This window comes from Chryseobacterium sp. II3a (assembly GCF_057815135.1).
Genome location: NZ_JBYPZJ010000003.1, coordinates 388,244 through 414,426, shown reverse-complemented (window position 1 = coordinate 414,426; position 26,183 = coordinate 388,244). Strand labels below are relative to the sequence as shown.

Genomic DNA, 26,183 nt, shown 5'->3' with positions numbered 1-26,183 from the left:
TCTGCGTTTTTATCCATTTGAATGACCCTGTTTCAATCCGGCAATATACTTTCCTGCTTTCATTCCTGAAAAAAGACATCCTCCAAGAAATGTTCCTTCCAAAGCCCTATAGCCATGCATTCCACCGCCGCCAAAACCAGACACTTCACCTGCGGCATAAAGTCCTTCAATAATGCTGTCATCCTCTCTTAGCACCTGTCCGTTCAAATTGGTTTTTATACCACCCAATGTCTTTCTGGTCAAAATATTAAGCCGAACAGCAATCAAAGGGCCATTTTCAGGAGATAGGATCTTATGTGGAGCAGCAACCCGCCCAAGTTTGTCCCCTAAATAACTTCTGGTACTTCTGATATAATTAACCTGAGTATCTTTTGAAAACGTATTGTCCAGCTCTCTGTCTCTTGCTTCAATCTGGTTTTTTATTTTTTCATAACTAAGAAGATGATTGCCTGCCAGCTGGTTCATTCTTTCCACCAGATCTTTCAGATTGTTGGATACAATGAAGTCGCTTCCATGTTCTTTAAAGGCTTCTACAGGTCCGGGAGCTTTTTTACCAAAAATTCTTTTCAAAAATAGTGCGTAATCCTTATTGGTAATATCCGGATTCTGTTCTGAACCGGATAGTGCAAATTCTTTTTTGATAATTTTCTGTGTCAAGATAAACCAGGAATAAGAATATCCTGTGTCCTGAATGTATTTCAATGTCCCTAAAGTATCAAACCCCGGAAGGAAAGGAGCCGGAAGGCGTTTTCCTTTAGCATCAAACCATAGGGAAGAAGGACCGGGAAGTATCCTGATTCCATGCTTTGGCCAGATGGGATTCCAGTTTTGTAACCCTTCTGTATAATGCCACATTCTGTCCCGGTTGATGATATTGGCTCCTGCATTTTCGGCAATGCCAATCATTTTACCGTCTACATAAGCCGGAACTCCACACACCATATTTTCCGGAGGTGTTCCCAGTCTTTCGGGCCAGTTTTTCCTTACCAGTTCATGATTAGCTCCTATTCCGCCTGATGCAATAATAATATGAGGAGCAGCATATTCAAATTGAGAAATGATATTTCTATTGGTAGCCACGCCTCTTTCCTGGTCATCATTTTCCAGAATATCGCCCTTCAGACCGGTTATTCTTCCTTCTTTCACAATCAGTTCTGTAACTCTATGACGAAACTTCATCTGTAAGAGGCCTTTTTCTTTCGCTTTATATGCTTTTTCTACGAAAGGTTTTACAACACCTGTTCCTGTTCCCCAGCTTACATGAAAACGGGGGACAGAATTTCCGTGTCCGGTGGATGATCCGTCACCACGTTCTGCCCAGCCTACCATGAACATCAACTTAATCCCAAGCTTAGAAATGTATTCGTATTTTTCACCGGCAGCAAATTTTAGATAAGCTTCCGCCCATTTACGGGGCCAATAATCTTCGTTACGATCAAAACCTGCAGTCCCTTTCCAGTCCTGTAAAGCCAATTCATAAGAATCTTTAATTCCCATTCTTCGTTGCTGAGGTGAATTGATAAGGAAAAGCCCGCCAAATGACCAAAAAGCCTGGCCACCGATATTCTGCTCAGTTTCCTGATCTAGAAGCAGTACTTTTTTTCCGGCATTCGTGATTTCCATGGCAGCAGTAAGTCCTGCCAATCCGGTTCCTATAATAATTGCATCCGGCTGGAATGTTTCGTCCATGATAAGGTGTTTTTTGATTCACAATACTTGATATAAATGTATAAAATATTTGTATTTAAACAGGCAATCTATTAAATACTTCTGATAACTTCCGAAAAATACACCATACGCGGTAATGTATGCTTATATAATTTTGTATCAACATCAAAAAACAAAAATTATGAACAATTATCAAAATCTTTTCGATACCCAAAGAGAATTTTTCTTCAGTGACAATACTAAAAGCTATGAATGGCGTATGGATCAACTGAACAGAATGGAAAAATTTCTTACAGAAAATCAGGATGCATTTTGTAAAGCACTTGAAAAAGACTTTAGAAAACCTCCCTTCGAGCAATTATTTGAAATCACCGTACCACTTGGAGTAATAAAGTACTATAAAGAAAATCTTAAACAGCTAATGGCCCCGCAAACGGTAGAAATCCCCAAAGGGCTAGAAGCTACAGGAAACAGTGGTGTTGTCTATAAAGAACCCTACGGCGTTACTTTGGTTATAGGTCCATTCAATGCTCCTGTATTGCTTTTGCTTGACCCAGCTATTGCTGCATTAGCTGCAGGGAATACCGTTATCTTAAAACCTGCCAATACCACACCTAGCGTAGCTCAATTATTTCAGGAGACTATTCCTCAATACTTTGAACCTGAAGCAGTAACAATTATTACCGGAGGAAGGGAAGAAATTACAGAGTTATTAAAACTCCCTTTTGATTTTATCTTCTTTACAGGAAGCTCCAATGTAGGAAAAGTAGTTATGCGTGCTGCCGCAGAAAATCTGACTCCGGTCATTCTTGAACTGGGAGGTCAAAATCCTACTTTGGTTGATGAAACAGCCAATCTTGATATTGCAGCAGACAGGATCGCCTGGGGACACAATGCCATATCAGGGCAATGGTGTATTGCTCCGGGATATGTCTATGTTCATGAAAGTATTGCTGATGTGTTTATTGAAAAACTGAAGGCTTCTATCCGAAAGATGTATGGAGAAAATCCTCAGGAAAGTCCTGATCTGGCCAGAATGATCAGCGAGCATGATACTGAGCGCGTAGCTTCTTACATCATTCCTGAAAAGGTAGTTATCGGAGGGCGTTATGATGTTTCCCAAAGGTATGTGGAACCCACTGTTTTGTATCCCAGCACCTGGGATGATCCGGCATTACAGCAAGAGGTTTTTGGCCCCGTTTTACCAGTAATGGTTTATTCTGATTTGAAAGAGATCACGAATATCATTAAGCGAAAACCAAAATCTCTTGCAGCTTATATTTTTAGTAAAAACCAGAACCATATTGATTATTTTCTTAATTCCGTCTCATTTGGAGGCGGATGTATCAACCAAACCAATTTGCATTGTTGGATAGATAGCCTGCCATTTGGTGGTGTTGGCTATTCTGGAATGGGAAAATATTATGGGAAAGCAGGATTTGATGCATTAAGCAATACTAAGGCAATGCTTGTTGGAAATCCAGATCTGGAACTGGATGTTTTCCCTCCATATGCAGGGAAAGATATTGCAAAAAATTTAAGTGTATTTAGCTAAACATTCTAAGAGTTTCTAATCCAGAATTGTAATTTTTTAACCTGGGTTTAAGTTCTATTAGAAAATCATTATAATCCCAATATATTACCGTGTTGGGATTTTTATATTTTTGTTTAAAAGAAATTAAAACATGAGTGAAGTGAAACAATATCAAACATTTGCAGTTGCCAAAGATGGAACCCGCCACAGCATTGATGCCGCATCCATTATTATACAGCTTGAAGAGGAGGAAATTGAAATATCACTGATCCCGCCACATCCTGTATTTCAAGGAAAACTAACCTTAACAACCGGCTCTGCTATTCATGGCCGGGAGCAGGAGAGAGGCTCTGGAAGCCGGCTGATGATTGAAGCGGGAGCTGCCAATGTCATTCATGTCACTCCGAAAAAGAATAAAACGCTCTGAAACACTAATGATTATAAGGAAACATCCTGCTGAAACCTTTTAAAAATCAACAAATCATTTATATATTTGTGAAAAATAGAAGCATGAAGTATTTGTTCATTATGGTATGTTTTGTCTGCTCCATTTTTGGTCAGGCACAGCAAACACAAGATCCATGGAAAGAAAGTCAGCTAATGGATCCGGCATTGTTAGCCTCCAGAATTTTAAAGCACAAGACCAAAGATTTATTAATCATTTCTGTAGGGCCAGAAGCTATTATTAAAGGTTCTGTAGATATCGGTCCCACCCGTGAGCCTGAAAATCTGGAAAAATTAAGAGCTTATCTTAAAGATATTCCTAAAAACAAGGAAATTGTAATTTACTGTGGATGCTGTCCTTTTGTAAAGTGTCCGAATATACGTCCTGCATTTAATTTATTGATGGAAATGGGCTTTAAAAATGCCCAACTTTTAAACCTTCCCAAAAATATTAAAACCGATTGGTTGGATAAAGACTATCCTACAAATGATTAATATGAAAACAAGTTGTACTTTATTATTTTTAATCCTGTTCTCCGGATTTATATTGGCTCAAAGTAAAATTGAGGTAGGGAAGAAGGCTCCTGAAATAACAATGGCAAAACCAGATGGATCTTTATTTTCTCTTTCAAGCCAAAAAGGGAAAATAGTCCTTGTTGATTTTTGGGCCACCTGGTGTGCTCCGTGTGTAGAGGAACAGCCTGAATTGAAAAAACTGTATGAAACCTACTCGGATCAAGTGAGGGGTAATAAGTTTGAAATCCTGGGAGTTTCATTGGATAAAAGCAAAGAGAGCTGGCAGAAAGCAATTGACCGTTTTAGCATCAGCTGGATACAGATCAGCGATTTAAAATTCTGGAAAAGCCCTGTAGCGAAAGCTTATGAAATAGATGAACTTCCTTTTAATGTAATTATCGACGGTGAAGGGACCATTATCGCCAAAAACCTTCATGAAAAAGAACTTGAAGATTTTTTAAAGAAACATTTAGTTCAAAATTAAAATCGAAAGAATAGCGGTAAAAAAGAGTGGTCATGTGCCACTCTTTCTTTGTTTTTGACAGTTACTTGTGTATTAGAATCGGGGCTGAATGTTGCTTTGGTGTCAATAAGAAAGTCATGGAGGGAAAATCATTTTGATTGACACTTTTTTTAAAGTCAGGTTTTATTACTGCGTAAAAATAAGAATTTAATCAATTAAAATCACAATAAAGGGAATAATTTAAATGTTAATTTTTGTTTTATTTAAAGTAATAATTCGTTCATAAATGACTATCAACAAAGGGATAAATATATTAACAGTCAGACACAAAATAAGTTAGATAGAATTAAAAATATTCATTTTTTCAAAAAAATCAAGAAATTCATAGGCTGTTAGAAGCCATTGATATACAATAAAACCAATTATTTATTCTTGATCTCTATTTTCGTTTCATGAAAAAAAACTTCTACCTGAGATTTGCATTGTCAGTGATCTTACTTATGCATAGTGCTATTTCCATTTTTAGTGGTGATGTCAACAATTTTGGAAACATTTATCTGAATTCCTTAGGGTATGCTCCTACAGGTCTGTATCTTGCCTGGCTCATAAAACTGATTCATCTTGTTTCAGTCCCGTTACTTTGGCTGGATAGGTATATTAAACCAGTTGCGATCAGTAATATGATTATTTTCGTTTTTGGGATTTATTATATTCATTGGGAGAACGGATGGTTTGTAGTAGGGGGTGGAAGTAACGGAATTGAGTTTAATATCCTGTTGATATTTTGCTTCCTGAATCTCATGTATCCTGAAGTTTGCTTAAAAAAGCATCTCTAAAAATATTGAATAAAATATAAGTAAGGTATTACATAAAGCTCTCTTTACCTATGAAATATCTTTGGCCTTATTTTATTCTTAAAGGCTAAAAAAATTAGCTGCAAGTCGTTTGTAGATAAAAGAGCTGTTTTTATAGCCTTTATATTTTTATATTTGACTAAACAATGCTACTTTGTACTTTTAAATCATAGCAGGCTTGAAATCAATTAGAAACTCCAAAGTACAGATTCATTTGCTTTTTTGGATATTGTACTATCTACTGGAAGCTTATCTTGACTTTTATTGGTCCAGATATCAGTTTCCTGATTTCATGTGGCAGACAAGGCTGCAGAATACACTTATTCTTGAATTAGGCTATTTTTTGGTTAAAATTCCTCTTGCTTATTTCTTACTGTATGTTTATGAAAAAGTTCATATTAATAAGGTATTTAAATGTCTTCTCTATGTTCTGATTGTTATACTCGCAGTTTTAGGACATCGTTTTTTCACTCATTATATTATTTATCCTTATATCTATGGGGTTACAGAGACTTTAGATGGTAAAGAACCATCAGGATTTATGAATGGGTTTGTTGCTTTCAATTCATTTATGGATCTAATTTTTATGGTTGGATTGGTTTTCGGGGTGGAAATTACAAGACAGAAAAACCTGTTGAAAGAACAGATTTCTCAATTGAAATCGGAAAAACTAGACCAGGAACTTACGATGCTAAAAGCCCAGATCAATCCTCATTTTCTGTTTAATACACTGAACAATATCTACGGAATGGCTCTTAAAAAAGCAGATGAAACCCCAGATGTAATTCTCCAGCTTTCGAAAATCATGCGGTATAATATCTATGAAGCGGCTGAAAAGAGAATTTCCTTAGAAAAAGACATTGAAAATATTAAAGATTTTATACAGATTCAAAAAATAAGACACCATCATCTTAGTGTACATTTACGAGAAAGTATTGATCATCCTTCTCAGGAAATCTCTCCGCTTATTCTGATTCAATTTGTTGAAAACGCCTTTAAACATGGTGTTTCGGAAAGCCTGGGAGATTCATTCATCAATATTGATATTGAACTGAAAAACGGAATTCTCACCTACAATATTCAAAACTCGAAGGAAGAAAGACCACATCAGCATTCTACTAAAATAGGACTGAAAAATATCCGCCGGCAGCTTGAATTGCTCTACCCTCAACACAAGTTAATAGTAGTGGATAAAATTGACGAATATAGTGTACACCTTAAAATTAATTTCAATGATAACTCCAAACTCTAAAAAATACAATTGCCTGATTGTAGAAGATGAGCCGATTGCTGCTGAAATTCTGGAAACTTTTATTTCCCGGGATCCGGAACTTAATCTTATAGGTAAATGTTCTGATGCTGTTCATGCCAATACTCTTTTGAATATTCATGAGGTAGATCTGATGTTTTTAGATCTTCACCTTCCTGTAGTGAAAGGTTTTGATTTTTTAAAAAAACTTAAACATCCACCTTTTGTCATTGTCACAACAGCCTATCATCAATATGCGATAGAAGGATACGAATTAGATATTACAGATTATCTGCTGAAACCTATTCCTTATGATCGTTTTGCCACATCCGTCGGAAAGTTTAAATATCTAATGGAGGCAGAGGAGGCTTTACTGGAAATAGGTGAACGTGATCATATTTTTATCAGCAGTGGAAAAAAACAGATTAAAATCATTCTACAGGATATTTTTTATATTGAAAGTTTAAGAGAATACATACATATTCATACCAAAACGGAGACTTTTACTTTTAAAATGCCGATCAGCAGAATAGAGGCAAGCTTAAATCCAAGCATGTTTGCCCGTATCCATAAATCCTATATCATTTCCAAACCGAAAATTGAGGTAAAATCAGCAACTGTTGTACAGGTTAAAGGGAAAAAGCTTCCTATTGGCAGAACTTATAAGCCGTTTATTGATTTGTAGTGTTTTACCACCCCGTCAAAAATTCTTTGAATTTTTGACACCCCTCCAGAGGATGGGAATGATTAGTCTTTCAATTCATTATTTGTAGGTACTATAGATTTCTAGCTATTTTTAAGCAATTTAAAATCCATGATGTTATAAGAAAGGATTTCCGCAACTCATTACTCATTACTCATTACTCATTACTCATATTTTAATAGACTGTATCCCGCCATTCATATATAGATTACATTATATTCTTCACCAATTATTGAATTTTGATCAAACAATAAGCAAAATCAATAATTATGAAATACAAATTGAAGCTTTTAAGTGCAGGAGTCGCTTTTTTTATCGGAAGCGAAACCTATTTCAGCCAGAAGAAACAGGATACCCTTACCACCCAGAATATAGAAGGTATTGTTGTTACGGCGCTAGGAATTAAAAGAGAAAAAAAATCTTTGGGTTATTCTACGCAAGAGGTAAAAGGGGAGGATATTAATAAAAATCCTACCACCAATTTTTTGAATAATTTATCGGGAAAAGTAGCTGGGCTTGAGATCAGGCAGTCTACCAATTTCGGAGGTTCAATAGATGCTGTTTCTAGAGGATACAAATCTATTTTGGGGGATAATCAGGCTCTGTTTGTTGTGGATGGAGTTCCTATTATCAACAGAAATATCAATTCCACCGTTCAACAAAACGGATTTGGCGGATATGATTATGGAAGTCCAGTTTCGGATATCAATCCCAATGATATTGAAACCGTAAATGTATTAAAAGGAGCTGCGGCAACTGCTTTATACGGCTCCCGGGCTCAAAACGGTGCCATTATCATTACGACTAAAAAAGGAAAGAAAAACACACAGGGTATCGGCCTGGAATACAGTGGTAGTATTTCTGTCTCTACCATTGACAAATCTACATTTCCAGAATATCAGACTCAATATGGACAAGGATATTTGGGGAATTTTTTCCCTGAATATCAGAATGAACCCATGGCAATTTTTTGGCATGATGCTTCTTATGGAGCTCCTTATGATCCCAACCTCATGGTATGGCAGTATGATGCTTTCATCCCTGGTTCTAAAAACTTTGGAAAGAAAACACCATGGGTAATGGCTAAAAACGGACCGATTACCTTCTTTGATAAGGCTATCAATCAAACCAATAATATTGCTTTAAGTGGCGGCAATGAAAAGGGCACCTTCCGATTGAGTTATTCCAATACCAACGCGACTGACATTATGCCTAATTCTTCTTTAATGAAAAATAATTTTGGCGGAAATGCAACTTATAAAATCACAGATCAACTTACAGCAAGCTTTTTTGCCAATTATATCACACAAAGAACCAAAGGAAGGAATTCCACAGGATATACAGACAATATTATGACCGGATTCCGCCAGTGGTGGCCTACCAATATAGACCTCCAGTATCAGAAATATCTTTATGATTCTTACCATAAAAATTATACATGGAATATAACAGGGCCAGGCAATCTTTTTCCGTCTTATTGGGATAATCCTTATTTTTCCCGATATGAGAATTATCAGAATGACAGCAGAGACCGTTTTGCCGGAAACTTCAGCCTGAGCTATGATCTTTCAAAAAGTATCAATATCCTGGGAAGGGTAGGTATCGACGGATATACGATGATGACCGAAGAAAGAAAAGCTGTTGGATCTATGCCGGTTTTTTTCAGTTTTAATCCCATAGAGCAGCCTTCAGGATATGCTGTTACCAATCTCCGTTTTACCGAAACCAATTATGACCTGATTGCTACCTATAAAAACAATATTACACAGGATTTAAATCTGCAGGCATTATTAGGGGGAAATGTGAATGTACAGTCCAATTATTCTAATGCACAAACTACTACAGGAGGATTGTATATTCCCGGGCTGTATACGATCTCTAATTCGGTATCAACTCCAGCCAAACCTATTGTAATAGATAATACAAAATATATTTATGGCGCTTTTATACAAGCCTCTTTAGGTTATAAAAATACTTATTATCTGGAAGGAACTTTCAGGAGAGACCAGTCTACAGCATTACCTAAAGCAAAACAGGTGTATTACTATCCATCTGTTTCTGCAAGTGTTGTATTTTCCAATTTATTGAAACAGCAATGGTTAAGTTTTGGAAAAATAAGAGCGGCTTATGCGGAAGTAGGCTCAGATACCAATGCAGATCAATTAAGAAACCGATACATTCCTCAGGCATCTATAGAGAATAATCCTGTATATTCATACAATACCTCTTTAAGGAATGCAGATCTTCTTCCTCAGAAATTAAAAAACTTTGAAATAGGAACCAATATGCAGTTTCTTAAGAATAGGATGGGTATAGACTTATCATGGTTTCATAATACTGCGTTTAACCAGATATTGCCACTCCCTATTTCTCTGGCAACGGGTTCTCTGTCTAAAATTCAGAACACAGGAGAGCTGACTACAAAAGGAGTTGAGCTGACTTTAAATGTTACTCCCTTGAAATCTGAACATTTCACCTGGGATATGGCTATTAACTGGTCTAACCCAAAAACTAAAGTTACAGCCTTAAGGGAAGGTATAGAAAATATTACACTGGGGACATTGCAGGGCGGAGTCACTATCAACGCTCCTCTCAACGAAGAATACGGAAGCATCTGGGGCTCAGATTTTGTGTATGATCCCAATGGAAATAAAATTATAGGAAGTAATGGAGCTTATCTGCATACGGATGACAGCAATCACAGTCTTGGAAGTTTTCAGTCTGATTTTGTCGCAGGGCTGAATAATTCCTTTACCTATAAAAATTTTAACCTAAGCTTTCAGATCGATTGGAAAAAAGGAGGTAAAGTATTTTCCCTGGATCAGTATTACGGTTATGGAACTGGACTTTATCCTGATTCTGTGGGTATTAATGACCTTGGAAATCCTATCAGAAATACCCTTGAAAACGGAGGTGGTGTTATTTTACCGGGAGTCATGCAGGATCCCAATAATCCGGGGCATTATATTCCCAATACCATCCGTCTTGACCGTTCAATGTCCAGCCAAACCTTGGAAACCGATCCTCCTGTAGCAGCGTTTGTCTATGATGCCAGTTTTATCAAGCTGCGACAAGTATCTGTTTCTTATACTTTTAACAATCAATTCTTAAAAAAGGCAGGCATCCAGAACCTCACTCTTGGTTTGATTGGAAGTAACCTATGGATTATTCATAAGAACCTTCCCTATGCAGATCCTGAATCAGGACTTTCATCCGGAAGCATTCAGGGATACCAATCCGGAGTACTGCCTGCTACCAGAAACTTCGCCTTCAATCTGAAAGTTAATTTTTAAAAACGATTATTATGAAAAATATTATGATAAGCTCTCTTTTAGCATTGGTACTCATGAACTGTACATCAGATGATGTGAATGATGATCCGAATGTAGCCTACAATATGGCCCCTGAGCCTCTCCTTACGTACGCAGAAAAAGAACTGAGCGATTATATGACCACCCCAAGTGTTAATGAAAACAATTTCCGTCTTACCATGCAATACTGGCAGGAAGTGACTTATGTGAGTGAAAGTAATTATAATTTTACGGCAAGAAATGTCTCCAATAACGTATGGACAGACAATTACGTGAATGTCTTGAACAATCTGAATAAGGCTAAAGAGCTTATAGAGCAATATCAGCCCACCGCTTCAGAACAGAACGCATGGCCCGTAAAAAAACAGAATCAATTAGCAATTATTGATATACTGTCAGTATATACTTTTCAAACCATCGTTGATACTTTCGGTGATGTTCCTTACAGCCAGGCTCTTAATTATGAAAAATATCCTCTTCCTATCTATGATGATGATACACAGATTTACGAAAAATTAATTACCCGTCTAAAAACAAATATTCATAACCTGGAAGAAGGAGAAGGCAGTTTCGGTTCGGGAGATATTATTTATAGAGGAGATATAGGAAAATGGAAAAAGTTTGCAAATTCATTGCTTTTAAAATTAGGAATTGCTTTATCAGATGTTAATCCATCATTGGCTCAATCTACTATTAATGATGCCATTAGTGGAGGTGTTATTACCGACGAAACAGATAATGCTAATTTCAGATATCAGGAAGAAACGCCGAACTTTAATCCATTGTTTGAAAATATTGCCAATAGCGGGCGGAATGATTTTTTTGGAGGAAAGCCTTTTATAGATTTTCTGAATGCAACTTCCGATCCCAGAAGGCCTCAATATTTTAAGGATGTACATGGTGAATTTATCGGGCAGGCAATTGGCGTACCTGGTGTTTTCTCAGATTTTTCCGCTCCGGGAATTTTTGCTTATATACCTATTACTCCTGGAAAAATAATGACCAGTACTGAAGTTGCTTTTTACCTTACAGAAGCCGCCGCAAGATTCGGAATTGGCGGAAACCCTGATACGCTTTACCAGAATGCTGTACAGGCCTCTTTTTTGGAATGGGGACTTTCTGCTCAGCAGGCACAGACTTATCTCTCAAATCACCCGTATGATGCTTCCAACTGGAAAAAATCTATCGGAGAGCAGGCTTGGGTTGCCATGTATAACCACCCTGTAATATCCTGGAACTTCTATCGCAGATTAGATTATCCGATTTTACAGGCTCCCCCAACTGCTGTTGCCAATGCGGGCGGAAAAGTTCCTGTAAGACTTCAATACCCAACGTTAGAAGCGACTACCAATGGAACTAATTATGCGAAAGCTTCAACGGCCATTGGCGGTGATAAGCTCACAACAAAAATCTTTTGGGATATCCAGTAAAAAAGTTTTTTTAATTTTTTCATATCAATTATTTTGTACACACTGCAAGCCTGTAATTTTTATACAGGCTTTTTATTGAATCCCTAAGAGCATTGATAGACCATAATTCTCCTTTCATAGACGTTTTTTCCTGGTTATTGTTCATTTGATCACCTTTGAAGTAAATAATAAATGATTAAAATTATGAATGTAAATGGAATTCAAAGACTGGTAAGTGTTTGTGTTGTAATGGTACTAATAGGAGGCTTATTTTTGAGTTGTAAGAACAGTGATGATAATGATGATCCTACACCCACTTCCGGACAGAGTATAGATCCGGTAGTGGGAACATTTAAAGGAACCATACGAATCGCTACTCAGGATTATTATAATGCTATTGTTGTAGTTTCAAAAGTGGATGCCTCTCATATTAAGGTTCAGCCTAAATCCGGTGAAGTGTATTCTGGTGCTACTCCTAAAGTTCTAACGGCCCAAAACCCTGTAGGTGTAGGAGTGGGGGGAAATGATCCAGAAGGAAGTGTTAATTACCTTATTTCAACCAAAGCTTTACAGATCAGTACGAAAAAGACAGCTGCCAGTGATGTAGAATTTTATTACGAGGGCACTAAACAATAATAATATAATGTGGTTGGTTTATTATTCGAATATTGAATAATGGTTTGGCTTAATGATTAGTGATAATCTTAAGCCATTTTTATTTAAAAGATCAGGTATGAATGTAGTAAATATTTTATATCAAATCTAAGTATGGATATCCGGAATATTGATACCTTTAAACAAGCAAAATAAGAACAGAACCATTTTATGTCTTCCCAATATGTTAACAGATATCATTACTTCTAACCTCGATGTTATTTTTTGTGGAATTAATCCCGGTTTGAAATCATCCAATGATGGTCATCATTTTTCAGGAAGAAGCAACCGCTTTTGGAAAGTCCTGCATCAATCCGGATTTACGCCTTACGAAATTGAGGCCGTTAATGATACTGTTATACTAGACTTCAGATGTGGCTTAACAACCGCCGTTGCCAGGGCAACGTCCCGTGCTGACGAACTTTCAAAAGATGAATTTGATGAAGCTCTTGAAGCTTTTATAACCAAAATAACGAAATTTCAACCTCAATACGTAGCTTTTCTGGGCAAGGCTGCCTATAAAGCATTCTCTAAAAAGAAGGAAATTCAATGGGGACAGCAATCAGAGGAATTTTGTGGTGCTAAAATATGGGTTTTACCTAATACCAGCGGCTTGAATCGTGGATTTTCTCTGGATGATCTTGTTGGGTATTATAAAGAATTTTATCAGGCTATTCATCCATAGTAAACCCTATATTTTATTAGGTTTACTTACATATTTATTCCCATTCACAAAAAATCTCCAGGGTAACAGAGCGTCTTCCTGTGCATAAGCTACACCTATACGAGGCCCTGCAGCAATAGTATCAGAAGGATAGTGAATCCCATGATCTTCAATCCAGATTTCACTTCCGTTCAGGTCTTTTTTATTGAAGGAACGATCAATCCCCAATGCTTTAGCAGCAGATCCAGGGCCGGCAGAAATGGCTGCTTTGGAAGCCGGCATATTTCTCCTGAATTCCATAATTTCTTTTCCTATTAATGGCTCAACAGCTCTTATCAGAACTGCATGAGGTTCATCTTCTAAAGAAGTCACAACATTGAAAAGGTGATGAATGCCATAACATAAGTACACATAGGAAATCCCGCCCTGACTATATAAAGTCTCAGTTCTGTCTGTACGCCTGCCACCATAAGCATGAGAAGCTTTGTCTGACACTCCATTGTAAGCTTCAGTCTCTACAATGATTCCTGCTGTTATTTCACCATCAATATCTGTAAAAAGCACTTTACCGATAAGATCCTGAGCCAGGAAAAGAACATCTTGATTAGAATAGTAGGAGCGTGGTAGTTTCAATTGGGTGGGTTTTAGTAGTTCATCACTCTAAATTAATAATAATTTGTTAAATGAAAGGCTGGAAGCTGGAAGAGGGAGGTTGGAAGTTACTATTTCGTTTATAACTTCTGAATGGCATTTTAAATTTCAGTAAGGCAATATTTAAATGCAATAAAAAAATAGAATTGCCCCTTGACTACAAGCACTTCCAGCTCCCGGCCCCCGGCCCCCATCTTCCTTACTTCAACAAAAAAGCCCCACATTTCTGTGAGACTTTCATTCATTATCTATCTTCCTCCCGGAGGACAGTGTTCTTTTAAATATTTCGTAAACATTGTGGCTAAGTGCAGCGATGTTCCTTCTCCTTCACTGATAGAGTGGGTTCTGTTAGGATAAGACATCAGTTGGAACTGTTTGTTGTATTTTACCAGCTCATTAATATACACTTCCGTATTCTGGTAATGTACGTTATCATCACCTGTTCCGTGAACCAATAGAAGGTTTCCTTTCAGGTTTTTAGCATAAGCCAGTGGTGAACCATTGACAAAATCTTCTCTGTTTTCCTGTGGAAGTCCCATATAACGTTCCTGATAAATATTGTCGTAGAACAATTGGTTGGCTACCGGTGCAATCGCAATTCCGGTTTGGTAGATATCAGGATATTGCCCTAAAAGGTTTAATGTAGAAGAACCACCACCGCTCCAGCCCCATACAGCTACTCTGGAAGTATCTACATAAGACCATTTTGCAAATAAAGCTTTAGCGCCCATCGCCTGATCGCGAATATTAAGCTGCCCTATTTTACGGTAGATGGATTTTCTCCATTCACGGCCTTTAAGAGCTGGTGTTCCACGGTTTTCAAGAGAAACATATAAATACCCATCCTGAGCCATATCTCCGATATATAAACCATTTTTCCCAGTATAGAAATTATCCGTTACCGTCTGTGAGCCTGGTTCACCATAGACCATGAAAACAATGGGATATTTTTTGTTGGGATCGAAATCTTTAGGTTTTACAACCCATCCGTCTAATGTAACACCATCCTGTGTGGTGATTTGGAAAAATTCTGTTTTAGCACTTGCCGGATTTGCTTTTGACACACTCTTCGCCGCCACAAGTTCCTTATGTTCCGGCAATGATACAACAGCTCCTACTGAACGAGCATTAACACTGCTGTTGCTGAACATTGCGATTTTCCCATTGGGAGAAATCATATATTGATTGGATCCCGTGTACGCTTCAGGAGTAAGTCTTTGAGCTTTTCCTCCCTGCATACTTACTTTATAGAGATATTTCTGAGTGGCATTACCAGGCGAAGCTAAAAAATAGATCTGCTTATTTGGAATATCAAAAAACTCTGGCTTTATTACATCAAAAGCATCTTTGGTAAGCAAAGTTTCTTTTCCGTTCATATCTATTTTATAAATATGTCTCCAACCATCTTTTTCTGACAGCCATAAAAATTCTTTGCCATTGTTGATCCAGTCCCAGCCGCTTGGATCATTATCATTCCATCTGGATTTGATATCAATCCATGCCGGATCTGTCTCCGTATGAATGGTTTTGCTAATTCCCGACTGAGCGTCTGCTAAAATAATTTTACTTTGGTTCTGTTTTCTGTTCAATTGCTGCAGAATAATAGATTTAGAATCTAATACCCATTCCATTCGGGGAATATAATGCTGTACTTCATCACCTGCAATATCTGCTTTTTTAGAAGATTTTGAAGCAAGATCATAGAACCAGATGCTGCATCCGGAAGGATTTTCACCCACTTTCGGATATTCTACAGGAACTGTAAATGAGTACAAACTGTCTGTATTATTAATCATCAGGAAGTTTTTAGTACCTCTGGCATCCAACTTCCAGTAAGCAATTTTGCTTCCATCAGGAGACCATCTGAAACCATCCTGAGTACCGAATTCTTCTTCATAAGCCCAATCGAAAGTACCGTTAATCATTCTGTCTGTACCATCATTGGTTATTTTAGTAAGCTGGTTATTGGAAAGATCTTCAATATAAATATTGTGCTTAGATACATAAGCTACCTTTTTCCCGTCAGGGGAGAATTTAGCAAACATTAATGAAGACGCTGGAAGATCTTTTCCAAGCTGGGTAAGTTTCTTCGTGTTCTTATCAAAGATCCAATAATCTCCACGGGTATTATCCCGCCATACTTTCTTGGTATTCGTGAAAAGCAGCAAACTTTTGCTATCAGGAGAAACCTGGAAACTCTGTACTTCTAAAGCCGTAGAACTTCCGGAAGGAATCAATTCATTATTGCTTAAAAAAGCCTGATCTTTTCCGGGATTCAGCACATCTATAATCCCAACACCATTTTGGGTAAATGAGTAATAAGCATTCCCATCAGGAGTCCATTGTGTTTTTTGCGCAGACAATGGCGACAGGCACAAAAAGTATAAGGCAATAGCCGTTATTTTTTTTATATTCTTCATACCAGATCTCTTAAGCTAAATGTTCTGCTCTGTAGGTTTCAATTTCATCAACAGTAGTAATCAATCCGTTTCCAAGAAGCCTGTACCCATCATCTGTAATCAGGAAATCGTCTTCTACACGAACACCGCCGAAGTTTCGGTATTCATTCACTTTATCGTAATTAATGAATGCTGCATTTTTATTTTCAGCCTGCCAGATATCAATAAGCTCAGGAATCATGTAAATACCCGGTTCTACCGTTACTACATAACCAGACTCCAAAGCTTTTCCTAAACGTAAAGATTTAAGACCGAATGTTTTGGTATCTTTTGGTTCTTCTTCTGTATAACCAATATACTGCTCTCCAAGATCTTCCATATCATGTACATCCAATCCCATCATATGACCTAATCCACATTGGAAGAATAGAGTATGGGCATTATTTTTAACCGCTTCTTCAGGATTTCCTTTCATTAATCCCAAATCAACAAGACCTTCTACCAGATATTCAGAAGCTTTCAGGTAAATATCTTTAAACTTAACACCAGGTTTCAAAAGATGATGAACATTATTAAATGAATTCAGAACAATCTCATAGATTTCCTTTTGTTTTGTACTGAAAGTTTTGCTTACAGGAAATGTTCTGGTTAAGTCACCTGCATATCCCATCGCCGTCTCAGCACCGGAATCATTCAGGAAAAGATCTCCTTCTTTCAACGTATTGAGACGGTAATGATTGTGAAGGATGCCTCCATTTATGGTAACAATCGGGGGATAAGACATCTGGCATTCTTTGTTAGCTGCAAGATACTGAATCGCATTGGCAATTTCATATTCTTTAACACCCGGTTTAGCCATTCTCATCGCCAGCAGATGCATTTCATTGGAAACATTCACAGCTTCTTCAATCTGTACAATTTCCTGAGCTTCTTTTACGGAACGTTGTTTTACAACCGCTTTAATCATCTCTACAGAAGGCTGTAATTCGATAATTTTAATTCCTAAAAGGTTCGACAATAAGATTTTATTGGAAGACTGATAGGGTGGAAGATAATGTACTTTTCTTCCTGATGTCTGTGCTTTTATAATATATTGGGCAAGTTCAGCATACGGGAAAGTTTCCTGTACGCCAGACTTTTGGCTCTTTTCTTTCAATGTTTCCTGTCTTCCCATCCAGACAATATCATCAATACTCAGTTCATCCCCGAAAATAATAGTCTTATTTTCATCAATATCAATAATAGCAGCAATCTTTGGCTCTTGGATTCCGAAATAATACAGGAAAGTACTGTCCTGACGAAAATAATAAGGATTATGCTCAAAATTCACAGGATTTTCTATATTTCCTAAGAATAATAGAATTCCACTGGCCACATTGCTTTGTAATACGGCTCTTCTGTCTTGATAAGTCTGTGCTGAAAACATATGTTTATGAATAGTTTTTATTTTAAAAAGTTAAAGTTACGATTTTGTACTATTTGAAGCCCTTTATTCATTAAAATTATAGAGATGTAAAGTTTGGATTTTAATATGATACTTAATGTTCATATTTTGCTTAAATTCGGCAATATTTTAACCTCCCTATTCATTTAATCCCATAAAGTATTGATTGTATGAAGAGTCTTCAGTTTTCAGTTCCTGCCGACACCAACAAAAGTATCCGTATTCAGGAAGATATTATGCCTAATTTCTATCCTTATTTCCATCGGCATACTGAAACACAAATCATGTGGATCCTTAAAGGACATGGTACTCTTGCTATAGAACAGAACCTTTTCACTTTTGAACCCGGAGATATTTTCTATCTGGGAGCCAATCAATCCCACGTTTTTAAAGGTGATTTTGCTGAAAACGAAAAACAAAAAGTTCATGCGATCTCTATTTTCTTTGATCCTGATAAAAAAATATCCGCTTTTTTTGATCTACCGGAATTTGAAGAGCTTAAAAACTTCATCGAACATTCTAAAGTGGGATTCCAGGTTGCTTCAAAATTAAAATCAAGCGTAGGAGAAAGCATGTCAGCCCTGCAAAAGACACAAGGGGTAGAACAAATCATAGATTTTATCAAGATCTTAAATCACCTCATGCAAAACAGGCATCTGCATATTCCACTATCTTCAGAAAAGAACCTTCCTAATCATATTTCCGATAATGACCAACGGATTATAGATGCCCAATCCTATATTAAGAAGAATTTCACCCAGCATAAACTTACCCTTGATGCCATCGCCAAAAAAGCATGTATGACGCCTCAGGCATTTTGCAGATCCTTTAAAAAACACACTAGGATTACTTATATCCAGTATCTTAATGAATTACGGGTACAGAGAGCCTGCAGATTATTAACCTCCAGCAGTATGTACAGCATCTCTTCTGTTGCTTTTAACAGCGGATTCAATAGTTTAACCAATTTCAACCGGGTCTTTAAATCCATTATGAAATACTCTCCCAAAGAATACCTGAAGCATTATAAAGAAGCTACTTTTGACCACGAATAACTACATGTTAAAATACGGTTAGAATACATTAAAATATTAACATTTACCGTTTTAAAATTCACTTAGTTTTGAATAAATATTATTTGATATGAGTACAAAACTAAACTGGGAAGGGATTTATCCTGCTGTATTAACTCCTTTTACAAAAGAAGGAAAGATTGATTTTGAAATGTTTGCTGTTAATACAGAAGCCCAGATTAAAGCCGGAGTTCATGGAATTATCCTTGCCGGGACATTAGGAGAAGCCAGTGCGTTGGAAACTGAAGAAAAGTTTGAACTTCTTCAATATGCAAAAAAAATTACACAAGGTAGAATTCCAGTTATTCTTAACCTTTCTGAAAATACAACCAAAAATGCGGTAAACTTTGCCCAAAAAGCAAAAGAATCAGGAGCTGACGGATTAATGTTACTTCCTCCAATGCGTTACAAGGCAGATAGCCGTGAAGTGGTAGAATATTTCAAAGCGGTTGCCACAGCTACAGATCTTCCTATCCTTATCTATAACAACCCTGTTGATTACGGAATTTATGTAACCCTGGAAATGTTTGATGAGCTTATTGAGTATCCAACCATTCAGGCGGTTAAAGAATCTACAAGAGACCTTGCCAATGTAACCAGAATGATTAACCGTTTCGGAAAAAGAATCAAAATTCTTGGTGGAGTAGATACTATTTGCCTTGAAACTTTAATGCTTGGAGCTGATGGATTGGTAGCAGGACTTGTAGATGCCTTTCCTAATGAGACCATGGCCATGTATAACTATGCCAAAGCAGGAGAATATGGTAAAGCAGTTGCCATTTACAGATGGTTTATGCCATTATTAGAGTTAGATATTCATCCAAAGCTTATTCAGTATATCAAACTGGCTGCTACTGCTGAAGGAATCAGTAATCCATACGTAAGAGCACCACGCCTTGAACTTCAGGGTGAAGAAGCCCAAAAAGTCAATAAGATTATTGAAGAGGGCAGAGCGAGCCGTCCAACATTAGATTAACACCAGAACAAAAGCTATGATTGAAGAAACATCAAAAGAAAATATTGAGGTAAGGATTAAGATGGCTTCCGAAGCCTATCAGTTCCTAAAAAATACAACCATAAAACAACGGGCAGCATTCATGAATACTGTTGCCAATGAAATTGAAGCTTTAGGAGAAGAACTTTTAGCTACTGCTCATGCGGAAACTTCATTACCTCTGGCAAGACTTACCGGTGAAAAAGCCAGAACGATAGGCCAATGGAGAAGTTATGCAAAAGCTGTAGCCTCAGGAATCTACATTGAGCCAAGAATTGATCTTGCCCAGCCTGAAAAGCAGAAAGGAGATCTCAGAAAATATAATATAGGATTAGGACCTGTGGTGGTTTTCGGAGCCAGTAATTTTCCTTTTGCTTTTTCCACAGCAGGAGGTGATACAGCAAGTGCTATAGGAGCAGGCTGCCCTGTTATTGTAAAAGCGCATCCGGCACATCCTAAGACCTCTCAGATGATGGCTGATACTATAATAAGTGCAGTAAAAAAAATTGGATGGCCTGAAGGAATCTTCAGCCATATTACTGGAAACTCTTATGAAACAGGAGCTTATTTAACGCAACACAAAGATATTCAGGCAGTAGCATTTACAGGTTCTTTCAGTGGTGGAAAAGCCTTATTTGACATCGCCAATCGCCGTGAAAACCCTATTCCCGTATTTGCTGAAATGGGAAGCATTAATCCGGTATTTGCACTTAAAAACTTGATTGAAAATAAAGCAGAGGCTTTAGCTAAAGAATACATCGGCTCATTAACATTAGGAGTAGGACAGTTCTGTACCAATCCGGGAGTATTTATTGCTGTTAAAGGAGAATCCCTGAATCGTTTTATCACTGCAGTTAAAAAGGAAATTCAGGAAGTTACCCCTGCTAATATGCTCCACAATGGTATATATGAAAGCTTTGAAAAGCATAAAGCAAATACAATAACACAACCTGACATTGAAGTAATCGCTTCAAGAGAACCTGAAGAAGGAAAAGGAAGTCCAGCCATTATCAAAACCAATGCTCAAAACTTCCTCAACAATCCTGTATTAAGTGAAGAAGTATTTGGACCTTTTGGAATCATTGTCACTTGTGAAAACAAGGAAGAGCTTATACAGATTGCTCAAAACTTAAAAGGGCAGTTAACCATTACTGTAGCAGCTACTTCTGATGATGTTCGTGAGAACTCTGAACTCATTCACCTTTTGAAAGATAAGTGTGGAAGACTGTTATTCAACGGAATGCCAACCGGAGTAGAAGTTGTTTATGCCATGCAGCATGGTGGACCATTTCCATCTACCACAGATGCTCGTTTTACATCTGTAGGGCCGGATGCTGTTAAACGATTTGTTCGCCCTATTTCTTTTCAAAACTGGCCGGATGAATTCTTACCGGAAGAGCTAAAGAATGAAAACCCCTTGCAGATCAGCAGAATCGTAGATGGAGAAGTGAATTCAGGATCATTAAAATTAGAAACCGTATGAACAGAACATTTTTTTGCGTAGACTCCCACACCTGTGGCTGCCCTGTACGTCTTGTTGCAGGTGGTGGACCTATTTTGAATGGAAACTCTATGATGGAACGCAGGCTTCACTTTATGAAAGAATACGACTGGATCCGAAAAGGATTAATGTTTGAACCCCGCGGACATGATATGATGAGCGGAAGCATTCTTTATCCACCTATTGATGAAGCAAATGATATCGGAGTTTTATACATTGAAACCAGCGGCTGCCTTCCGATGTGTGGACACGGAACCATAGGAACAGTTACCATTGCCATAGAAGAAGGCTTGGTTGTTCCTAAAATACCAGGAAAATTACGATTGGAAACACCTGCAGGACTTATCCTTATAGATTATATTCAGGAAGGCAAAAAAGTAAAATCTGTAAAACTGACCAATGTAAAATCCTTTCTTTATGCTGAAAATCTTGAAGTGGAATGCCCGGATCTGGGATTGATAACAGCTGATGTTGCTTATGGTGGAAATTTTTACGCCATTATTGATCCTCAGAAAAATTTCAGAGATATTTCTGATTTCTCGGCAAGCCAGCTTATTCATTATGGAAAAATCATCAGAAGACTGCTTAATGAAAAATATGAGTTTATCCATCCTGAAAATGAGCATATTTCCGGATTAAGCCACATTCAATGGACAGGAAACCCTACTGATCCTAAAGCTAGCGGAAGAAATGCAGTATTAGTAGGTGAAAATGCTTTAGACCGTTCTCCTTGTGGCACAGGAACTTCGGCAAGAATGGCTCAATGGTATACAAAAGGAAAGTTAAAAGAAGGTGAGGAATTTATCCACGAAAGCTATATTGGTTCTCAGTTTATCGGGAGAATTGAAGGTACTGCTACCATTGATGGTAAACCGGCTATTATTCCTTCAGTAGAAGGCTGGGCGAGAATTACCGGCTACAATCAGATTATTATTGATGATGAAGATCCTTACTGGCAAGGATTTCAGGTAATGTAAATTTTGTAACGAGTTATGACACAAAATAAAGGCAAAGCACTGATTATAGGTGCCGGAATCGCAGGATTAAGCTCAGCATATTATCTTTTACAGAAAGGCTGGCAGGTAGAAATTCTGGAACAAAATGACCTTAGTAACAATTGCTCTTATGGCAATGCTGGTATGATTGTACCCAGCCATTTTACCCCTTTGGCTGCTCCCGGAGTAGTCGCACAGGGAATCCGTTGGATGTTCGACAGTAAAAGTCCATTTTATGTGAAACCCTCGCTCAGTACTCAATTACTATCCTGGGGATTAAAATTCCTGAAACATTCCAATCAGAACCATGTAGACCGCTCAGCAGCAACCATCAGAGATCTTAATTTGGCAAGCAGCAGTCTTTACAATGAAATTGCCCAAAACCCTGAATTTGATTTTGAACTGAATCAAAACGGAATTCTGATGCTTTATAAAACAGACAAAGTAGCCGAAGAGGAAACAGAACTTGCTCATAAAGCCACCAGTTTAGGATTAACAGTTGATATTCTGGATAAAAAGGGAATTCAGAAACTGGAACCCAATGCTCAACTGGATGTCATCGGAGGAGTCAATTACAGATGTGACGGCCATATGAATCCGGTAAAATTGATGAAGCAAATGATCTCTTACCTTCAAAACAATGGTGTTATTTTCCACACACAGCACAAGGTAACAGGATATGAAATTGCAGGGAACACCATAAATGCGATCATAGCGAATGGTAAAAAGTTTTCAGCAGACCATTTTGTAATGACTGGAGGTTCATTTTTGCCGGAACTTGCCCAAAAAGCAGGGATTAAAATTCAATTGATGCCAGGAAAGGGTTATTCTTTTATGCATACTCCTGAAAACCTAATTCATAGGTTGGAACATGCTGCATTGTTATTAGAAGCAAGAGTAGCGGTAACCCCCATGAATGGACAAATCCGTTTTGGAGGCACCATGGAGCTGGCTTCCCATCAGAATAAAATTAATATGAAAAGGGTAGAGGGAATCGTACAATCTATTCCCAAATATTTGCCAGATTTTCAGGTTAAATTACCCAAAGAATCGGAAATCTGGTTTGGTTACAGACCTTGTGCTCCGGATGGGCTTCCTTACCTGGGGCAGTCTTCCAAACTAAAAAACCTGATTATTGCAGGTGGTGGCGGAATGATGGGCTTAAGTCTCGGACCTATTTTCGGAAAAACAGTTTCTGAGCTTGCCAATGACCAAAAGCCAACGGTTGAGATAAAGATATTTAACCCTGAAAGATTTAATTAGAAAACATCACATAACACACAAAATTATTATTTATGAAAACAGTAACTCTTGCAATACATTCTATGATGAAGATTGCATTTTTTAACGGGTTCTTATTTTGCTATTCCTGTGAAAGCAAAGAATCAGAACCATTGGAGATGGTAAAGTTGTTGACAAAAACATGAGAAAAATCGACTATTCAAATAATTTATTAACAAACAAATCCAAAAAATCATGAAAAAATTTAAATTACTACTACTTGTTTCCCTATTTCCAATAATAGGTTTTGCTCAGGAAAACAGACCTCATGAGTGTAAAGCAGATGAAATGATGAAAAAACATTTCGAACGGCACCCTGAATCTAAGGCTGAATATGAAAAATTTGAAAAATTCACCAAAGATTTTGTGAAAAAAATGGAATCAAACAAAACTCCATTGAATAAAAAGGCCAGCAATCCCACCTACATCATCCCTGTGGTTTTTCATGTGTATGGAGAGTCTCAGAGTAATGTAAAAGTAAATTACCAAAAAGTAGTTGACTTGCTGCAACAAATCAACTTAAATTTCAATGGAATCAATACCGATTCAAACACTATAGACCCTTACTTCCAGCCGATTAGGGGCACATTAAGTATTGAATTCCGCTTAGCTAAAATTGACCCAACCGGAAAAGCAACAAGTGGAGTGGTATTTCACCCTTTCAAAAGTGGATATGGCAACGGAGGCGGATATGATACACAAATTGGCGCAGATGCATGGGATAATACAAAGTATATGAATGTGTATATACAAAATGATCTATATGCTAATAAAGATTTATATCAATCGGGAGTTGCCTGGTACCCGGATTCGTACATGTCTTCAGTAAATACTGCAAGAGTTGTTTATAATGGCCGTTATATATATGATGCTGCAGGAACTGTGGCTTCAAACGAGTTTTCTGATACATTCACTCACGAATTTGGACATTGGTTAAATCTTCAACACACATTCAATGTTCTTTGTTCAACTTCGAACCCTGGTAATGATGGTGACGGAGTTGCTGACACCCCTGTAGAAAATAATTCTTCCGGATTAGGATGTACAACTGGAAACAATTGTCTTGGACAAAAAGTGAACGTTGAAAACTATATGGGATACAACGGTTCCGCTGGGTGTTATAAAATGTTTACCAATGGACAGGTTAACAGAATGTTAGCCGCATTAAATCACCCGTCAAGAATAAATTTATGGCAGCCTGCCAACTTAGCTGCAACCGGAGTTGCCAATACTCTGCCTAAATTAACCCTTAGCAACAGTACCTTTACAGAGAACTTAAACAATAATGGAGCCGTGTCATTAGATGGAACAGTAGCATCTGCTCCTACATCAACCATTACCCTAAACGGAGCCACATTTGCCGTACCAAATGGAACAACTCTTATTTCAGGAACACATTTCACTTCTTCATTACCAGCAGGACTAACAGCAACTATAGCAGTTACAAGCCCTACTACTGCTACACTTACCATAAATGGTGCGGCAACCAGCCATCTTAAAAGTCAGGTCCTGAATTCATCAATTACATTCTTAAATCCGGCTATAACAGGAGGCGTAACTTCATTAGGATCAACCACATCTTTGGCATTAACTTTTTCTTACAAAGATCCCTATAAAATAGTTACAGGAACTCCTCTGGAAAGTTATGCCAATCCAACACCAACAACAGTAACAACCAACTCCGGAGCACCTTGGAAATATTTTATCATTAACCCGGAGCTTAGTGATGATGCAGGGTATGGCGCTTGGTACTATGGAGCCAATCAATTAAAATTGGAAACCTATTGGAAAGGATTAGTATGTGGAGTAGGGACAAGAAATATTAGTTTAATTCCATCTTGCACCACTATAAGTAATGCAAATAATATAGGTTATCCAACGGGTACTCCCGGACAACTTGACGTGTACACCCCTACATATACTACCTGGTCTGGCCAAACCGCTTATGTTGGTTTTAGAAACCAATTCGAAGGCTACAATATTAACGGTTATTTCAAACTGAATGTTGGGGCCAATGGTTCAGGTTATTCTGTAACTGAGTTTGCATATAATACACAACCAAATGGCAGTATTACAACGCCTTGCGCATTACCATTATCATCATTATCCACTTCAGACGTTAATACAACAAATTCAGAAACATCCATCTATCCAAATCCAGTTTCTGATGTATTGAATATTAAAACAAAAGGGGAAATTAAATCAATTTCTGTTTACGATATGTCTGGAAGAAAAATGGATGCTAAAGTTATTGGGGATAAGGTTGATGTTAAACACTTCCTAGGCGGAACTTATTTAATTGATATTGAAACTTCTTTAGGGAAATCTTCCCAGAAATTCATTAAAAAATAGGATAAAACATACATTTAATGAAAT

21 protein-coding genes are annotated in these 26,183 nt (G+C 37.5%); 17 read left to right on the top strand and 4 right to left on the bottom strand.

Annotation, left to right across the window (positions count from 1 at the left end; genetic code table 11):
• Positions 1 to 9 precede the first annotated feature (9 nt).
• Positions 10 to 1,689 carry an FAD-binding dehydrogenase gene (locus AC3HD6_RS10410; RefSeq protein WP_488896278.1) on the bottom strand — a complete coding sequence of 560 codons (1,680 nt, stop codon included), beginning with the start codon at positions 1,687 to 1,689 and terminating at the stop codon, positions 10 to 12.
• Positions 1,690 to 1,849: 160 nt separating this feature from the next.
• Here AC3HD6_RS10410 and AC3HD6_RS10405 point away from each other — a divergent pair, with 160 nt between their 5' ends.
• From AC3HD6_RS10405 to mug, 11 genes are all read left to right on the top strand, one after another.
• Entirely contained in the window at positions 1,850 to 3,223 is a 1,374-nt protein-coding gene (locus AC3HD6_RS10405; RefSeq protein WP_488896277.1) for an aldehyde dehydrogenase family protein, read from the top strand.
• A gap of 130 nt (positions 3,224 to 3,353) precedes the next feature.
• The gene (locus AC3HD6_RS10400) at positions 3,354 to 3,629 is read left to right on the top strand and encodes a hypothetical protein (RefSeq protein ID WP_488896276.1); all 276 of its coding nucleotides are present in this window, start codon (positions 3,354 to 3,356) and stop codon (positions 3,627 to 3,629) included.
• An 83-nt stretch (positions 3,630 to 3,712) separates the two neighbouring features.
• Complete coding sequence (locus tag AC3HD6_RS10395) at positions 3,713 to 4,141, top strand: rhodanese-like domain-containing protein (protein ID WP_488896275.1); 429 nt, start codon at positions 3,713 to 3,715, stop codon at positions 4,139 to 4,141.
• 1 nt (position 4,142) lies between these two features.
• Positions 4,143 to 4,646: a TlpA family protein disulfide reductase gene (locus AC3HD6_RS10390; protein WP_488896274.1), complete on the top strand. Its 504-nt coding sequence runs from the start codon at positions 4,143 to 4,145 to the stop codon at positions 4,644 to 4,646.
• Positions 4,647 to 5,077: 431 nt separating this feature from the next.
• Positions 5,078 to 5,461, top strand: coding sequence for a DoxX family protein (locus tag AC3HD6_RS10385; RefSeq protein WP_488896273.1), 384 nt, complete (start codon positions 5,078 to 5,080; stop codon positions 5,459 to 5,461).
• 196 nt (positions 5,462 to 5,657) lie between these two features.
• Positions 5,658 to 6,731 carry a sensor histidine kinase gene (locus AC3HD6_RS10380; protein WP_488896272.1) on the top strand — a complete coding sequence of 358 codons (1,074 nt, stop codon included), beginning with the start codon at positions 5,658 to 5,660 and terminating at the stop codon, positions 6,729 to 6,731.
• Entirely contained in the window at positions 6,712 to 7,413 is a 702-nt protein-coding gene (locus tag AC3HD6_RS10375) for a LytR/AlgR family response regulator transcription factor (RefSeq protein ID WP_488896271.1), read from the top strand. Before AC3HD6_RS10380 ends, AC3HD6_RS10375 begins: the two co-directional genes overlap by 20 nt.
• A gap of 287 nt (positions 7,414 to 7,700) precedes the next feature.
• Positions 7,701 to 10,724, top strand: coding sequence for a SusC/RagA family TonB-linked outer membrane protein (locus AC3HD6_RS10370; protein WP_488896270.1), 3,024 nt, complete (start codon positions 7,701 to 7,703; stop codon positions 10,722 to 10,724).
• 11 nt (positions 10,725 to 10,735) lie between these two features.
• Entirely contained in the window at positions 10,736 to 12,172 is a 1,437-nt protein-coding gene (locus AC3HD6_RS10365) for a SusD/RagB family nutrient-binding outer membrane lipoprotein (RefSeq protein ID WP_488896269.1), read from the top strand.
• A gap of 183 nt (positions 12,173 to 12,355) precedes the next feature.
• A complete protein-coding gene (locus tag AC3HD6_RS10360; RefSeq protein ID WP_488896268.1) occupies positions 12,356 to 12,787 on the top strand; it encodes a hypothetical protein in 432 nt (143 codons plus the stop codon).
• A gap of 202 nt (positions 12,788 to 12,989) precedes the next feature.
• Positions 12,990 to 13,490, top strand: coding sequence for a G/U mismatch-specific DNA glycosylase (mug, locus tag AC3HD6_RS10355; protein ID WP_488896267.1), 501 nt, complete (start codon positions 12,990 to 12,992; stop codon positions 13,488 to 13,490).
• A 6-nt stretch (positions 13,491 to 13,496) separates the two neighbouring features.
• Here mug and AC3HD6_RS10350 read toward each other — a convergent pair whose 3' ends face one another.
• The 3 genes from AC3HD6_RS10350 to AC3HD6_RS10340 form a co-directional block, all read right to left on the bottom strand.
• On the bottom strand, positions 13,497 to 14,102 hold the full coding sequence (locus AC3HD6_RS10350; protein WP_488896266.1) for a DNA-3-methyladenine glycosylase: 606 nt from the start codon (positions 14,100 to 14,102) through the stop codon (positions 13,497 to 13,499).
• A 266-nt stretch (positions 14,103 to 14,368) separates the two neighbouring features.
• Positions 14,369 to 16,540 carry a S9 family peptidase gene (locus AC3HD6_RS10345; RefSeq protein ID WP_488896265.1) on the bottom strand — a complete coding sequence of 724 codons (2,172 nt, stop codon included), beginning with the start codon at positions 16,538 to 16,540 and terminating at the stop codon, positions 14,369 to 14,371.
• A 10-nt stretch (positions 16,541 to 16,550) separates the two neighbouring features.
• On the bottom strand, positions 16,551 to 17,945 hold the full coding sequence (locus tag AC3HD6_RS10340; protein WP_488896264.1) for an aminopeptidase P family protein: 1,395 nt from the start codon (positions 17,943 to 17,945) through the stop codon (positions 16,551 to 16,553).
• 188 nt (positions 17,946 to 18,133) lie between these two features.
• Between AC3HD6_RS10340 and AC3HD6_RS10335 the strand changes: the two genes are divergently transcribed.
• From AC3HD6_RS10335 to AC3HD6_RS10310, 6 genes are all read left to right on the top strand, one after another.
• Complete coding sequence (locus tag AC3HD6_RS10335; protein ID WP_488896263.1) at positions 18,134 to 19,018, top strand: AraC family transcriptional regulator; 885 nt, start codon at positions 18,134 to 18,136, stop codon at positions 19,016 to 19,018.
• Positions 19,019 to 19,106: 88 nt separating this feature from the next.
• Positions 19,107 to 20,012 (top strand): dihydrodipicolinate synthase family protein, encoded by a 906-nt coding sequence (locus tag AC3HD6_RS10330; RefSeq protein ID WP_488896262.1) that lies wholly within the window; start codon positions 19,107 to 19,109, stop codon positions 20,010 to 20,012.
• 16 nt (positions 20,013 to 20,028) lie between these two features.
• Positions 20,029 to 21,513 carry an aldehyde dehydrogenase (NADP(+)) gene (locus AC3HD6_RS10325; protein WP_488896261.1) on the top strand — a complete coding sequence of 495 codons (1,485 nt, stop codon included), beginning with the start codon at positions 20,029 to 20,031 and terminating at the stop codon, positions 21,511 to 21,513.
• Positions 21,510 to 22,508, top strand: coding sequence for a 4-hydroxyproline epimerase (locus AC3HD6_RS10320; protein ID WP_488896260.1), 999 nt, complete (start codon positions 21,510 to 21,512; stop codon positions 22,506 to 22,508). Before AC3HD6_RS10325 ends, AC3HD6_RS10320 begins: the two co-directional genes overlap by 4 nt.
• Positions 22,509 to 22,523: 15 nt before the next feature.
• Positions 22,524 to 23,789: an NAD(P)/FAD-dependent oxidoreductase gene (locus AC3HD6_RS10315; RefSeq protein ID WP_488896259.1), complete on the top strand. Its 1,266-nt coding sequence runs from the start codon at positions 22,524 to 22,526 to the stop codon at positions 23,787 to 23,789.
• 213 nt (positions 23,790 to 24,002) lie between these two features.
• Complete coding sequence (locus AC3HD6_RS10310) at positions 24,003 to 26,159, top strand: M43 family zinc metalloprotease (RefSeq protein WP_488896258.1); 2,157 nt, start codon at positions 24,003 to 24,005, stop codon at positions 26,157 to 26,159.
• The last annotated feature ends 24 nt before the right edge of the window (positions 26,160 to 26,183 follow it).

Excerpts from the sequence above, each read along its gene's own strand:
- AC3HD6_RS10315 (WP_488896259.1), top strand. The coding sequence starts at position 22,524 with ATGACACAAAATAAAGGCAAAGCACTGATTATAGGTGCCGGAATCGCA.
- AC3HD6_RS10385 (WP_488896273.1), top strand. The coding sequence starts at position 5,078 with ATGAAAAAAAACTTCTACCTGAGATTTGCATTGTCAGTGATCTTACTT.
- AC3HD6_RS10400 (WP_488896276.1), top strand. The coding sequence starts at position 3,354 with ATGAGTGAAGTGAAACAATATCAAACATTTGCAGTTGCCAAAGATGGA.
- AC3HD6_RS10310 (WP_488896258.1), top strand. The coding sequence starts at position 24,003 with ATGAAAAAATTTAAATTACTACTACTTGTTTCCCTATTTCCAATAATA.
- AC3HD6_RS10395 (WP_488896275.1), top strand. The coding sequence starts at position 3,713 with ATGAAGTATTTGTTCATTATGGTATGTTTTGTCTGCTCCATTTTTGGT.
- AC3HD6_RS10325 (WP_488896261.1), top strand. The coding sequence starts at position 20,029 with ATGATTGAAGAAACATCAAAAGAAAATATTGAGGTAAGGATTAAGATG.
- AC3HD6_RS10335 (WP_488896263.1), top strand. The coding sequence starts at position 18,134 with ATGAAGAGTCTTCAGTTTTCAGTTCCTGCCGACACCAACAAAAGTATC.
- AC3HD6_RS10375 (WP_488896271.1), top strand. The coding sequence starts at position 6,712 with ATGATAACTCCAAACTCTAAAAAATACAATTGCCTGATTGTAGAAGAT.
- AC3HD6_RS10340 (WP_488896264.1), bottom strand. The coding sequence starts at position 17,945 with ATGTTTTCAGCACAGACTTATCAAGACAGAAGAGCCGTATTACAAAGC.
- AC3HD6_RS10330 (WP_488896262.1), top strand. The coding sequence starts at position 19,107 with ATGAGTACAAAACTAAACTGGGAAGGGATTTATCCTGCTGTATTAACT.
- AC3HD6_RS10320 (WP_488896260.1), top strand. The coding sequence starts at position 21,510 with ATGAACAGAACATTTTTTTGCGTAGACTCCCACACCTGTGGCTGCCCT.
- AC3HD6_RS10370 (WP_488896270.1), top strand. The coding sequence starts at position 7,701 with ATGAAATACAAATTGAAGCTTTTAAGTGCAGGAGTCGCTTTTTTTATC.
- AC3HD6_RS10405 (WP_488896277.1), top strand. The coding sequence starts at position 1,850 with ATGAACAATTATCAAAATCTTTTCGATACCCAAAGAGAATTTTTCTTC.
- mug (WP_488896267.1), top strand. The coding sequence starts at position 12,990 with ATGTTAACAGATATCATTACTTCTAACCTCGATGTTATTTTTTGTGGA.
- AC3HD6_RS10390 (WP_488896274.1), top strand. The coding sequence starts at position 4,143 with ATGAAAACAAGTTGTACTTTATTATTTTTAATCCTGTTCTCCGGATTT.
- AC3HD6_RS10365 (WP_488896269.1), top strand. The coding sequence starts at position 10,736 with ATGAAAAATATTATGATAAGCTCTCTTTTAGCATTGGTACTCATGAAC.
- AC3HD6_RS10410 (WP_488896278.1), bottom strand. The coding sequence starts at position 1,689 with ATGGACGAAACATTCCAGCCGGATGCAATTATTATAGGAACCGGATTG.
- AC3HD6_RS10345 (WP_488896265.1), bottom strand. The coding sequence starts at position 16,540 with ATGAAGAATATAAAAAAAATAACGGCTATTGCCTTATACTTTTTGTGC.
- AC3HD6_RS10360 (WP_488896268.1), top strand. The coding sequence starts at position 12,356 with ATGAATGTAAATGGAATTCAAAGACTGGTAAGTGTTTGTGTTGTAATG.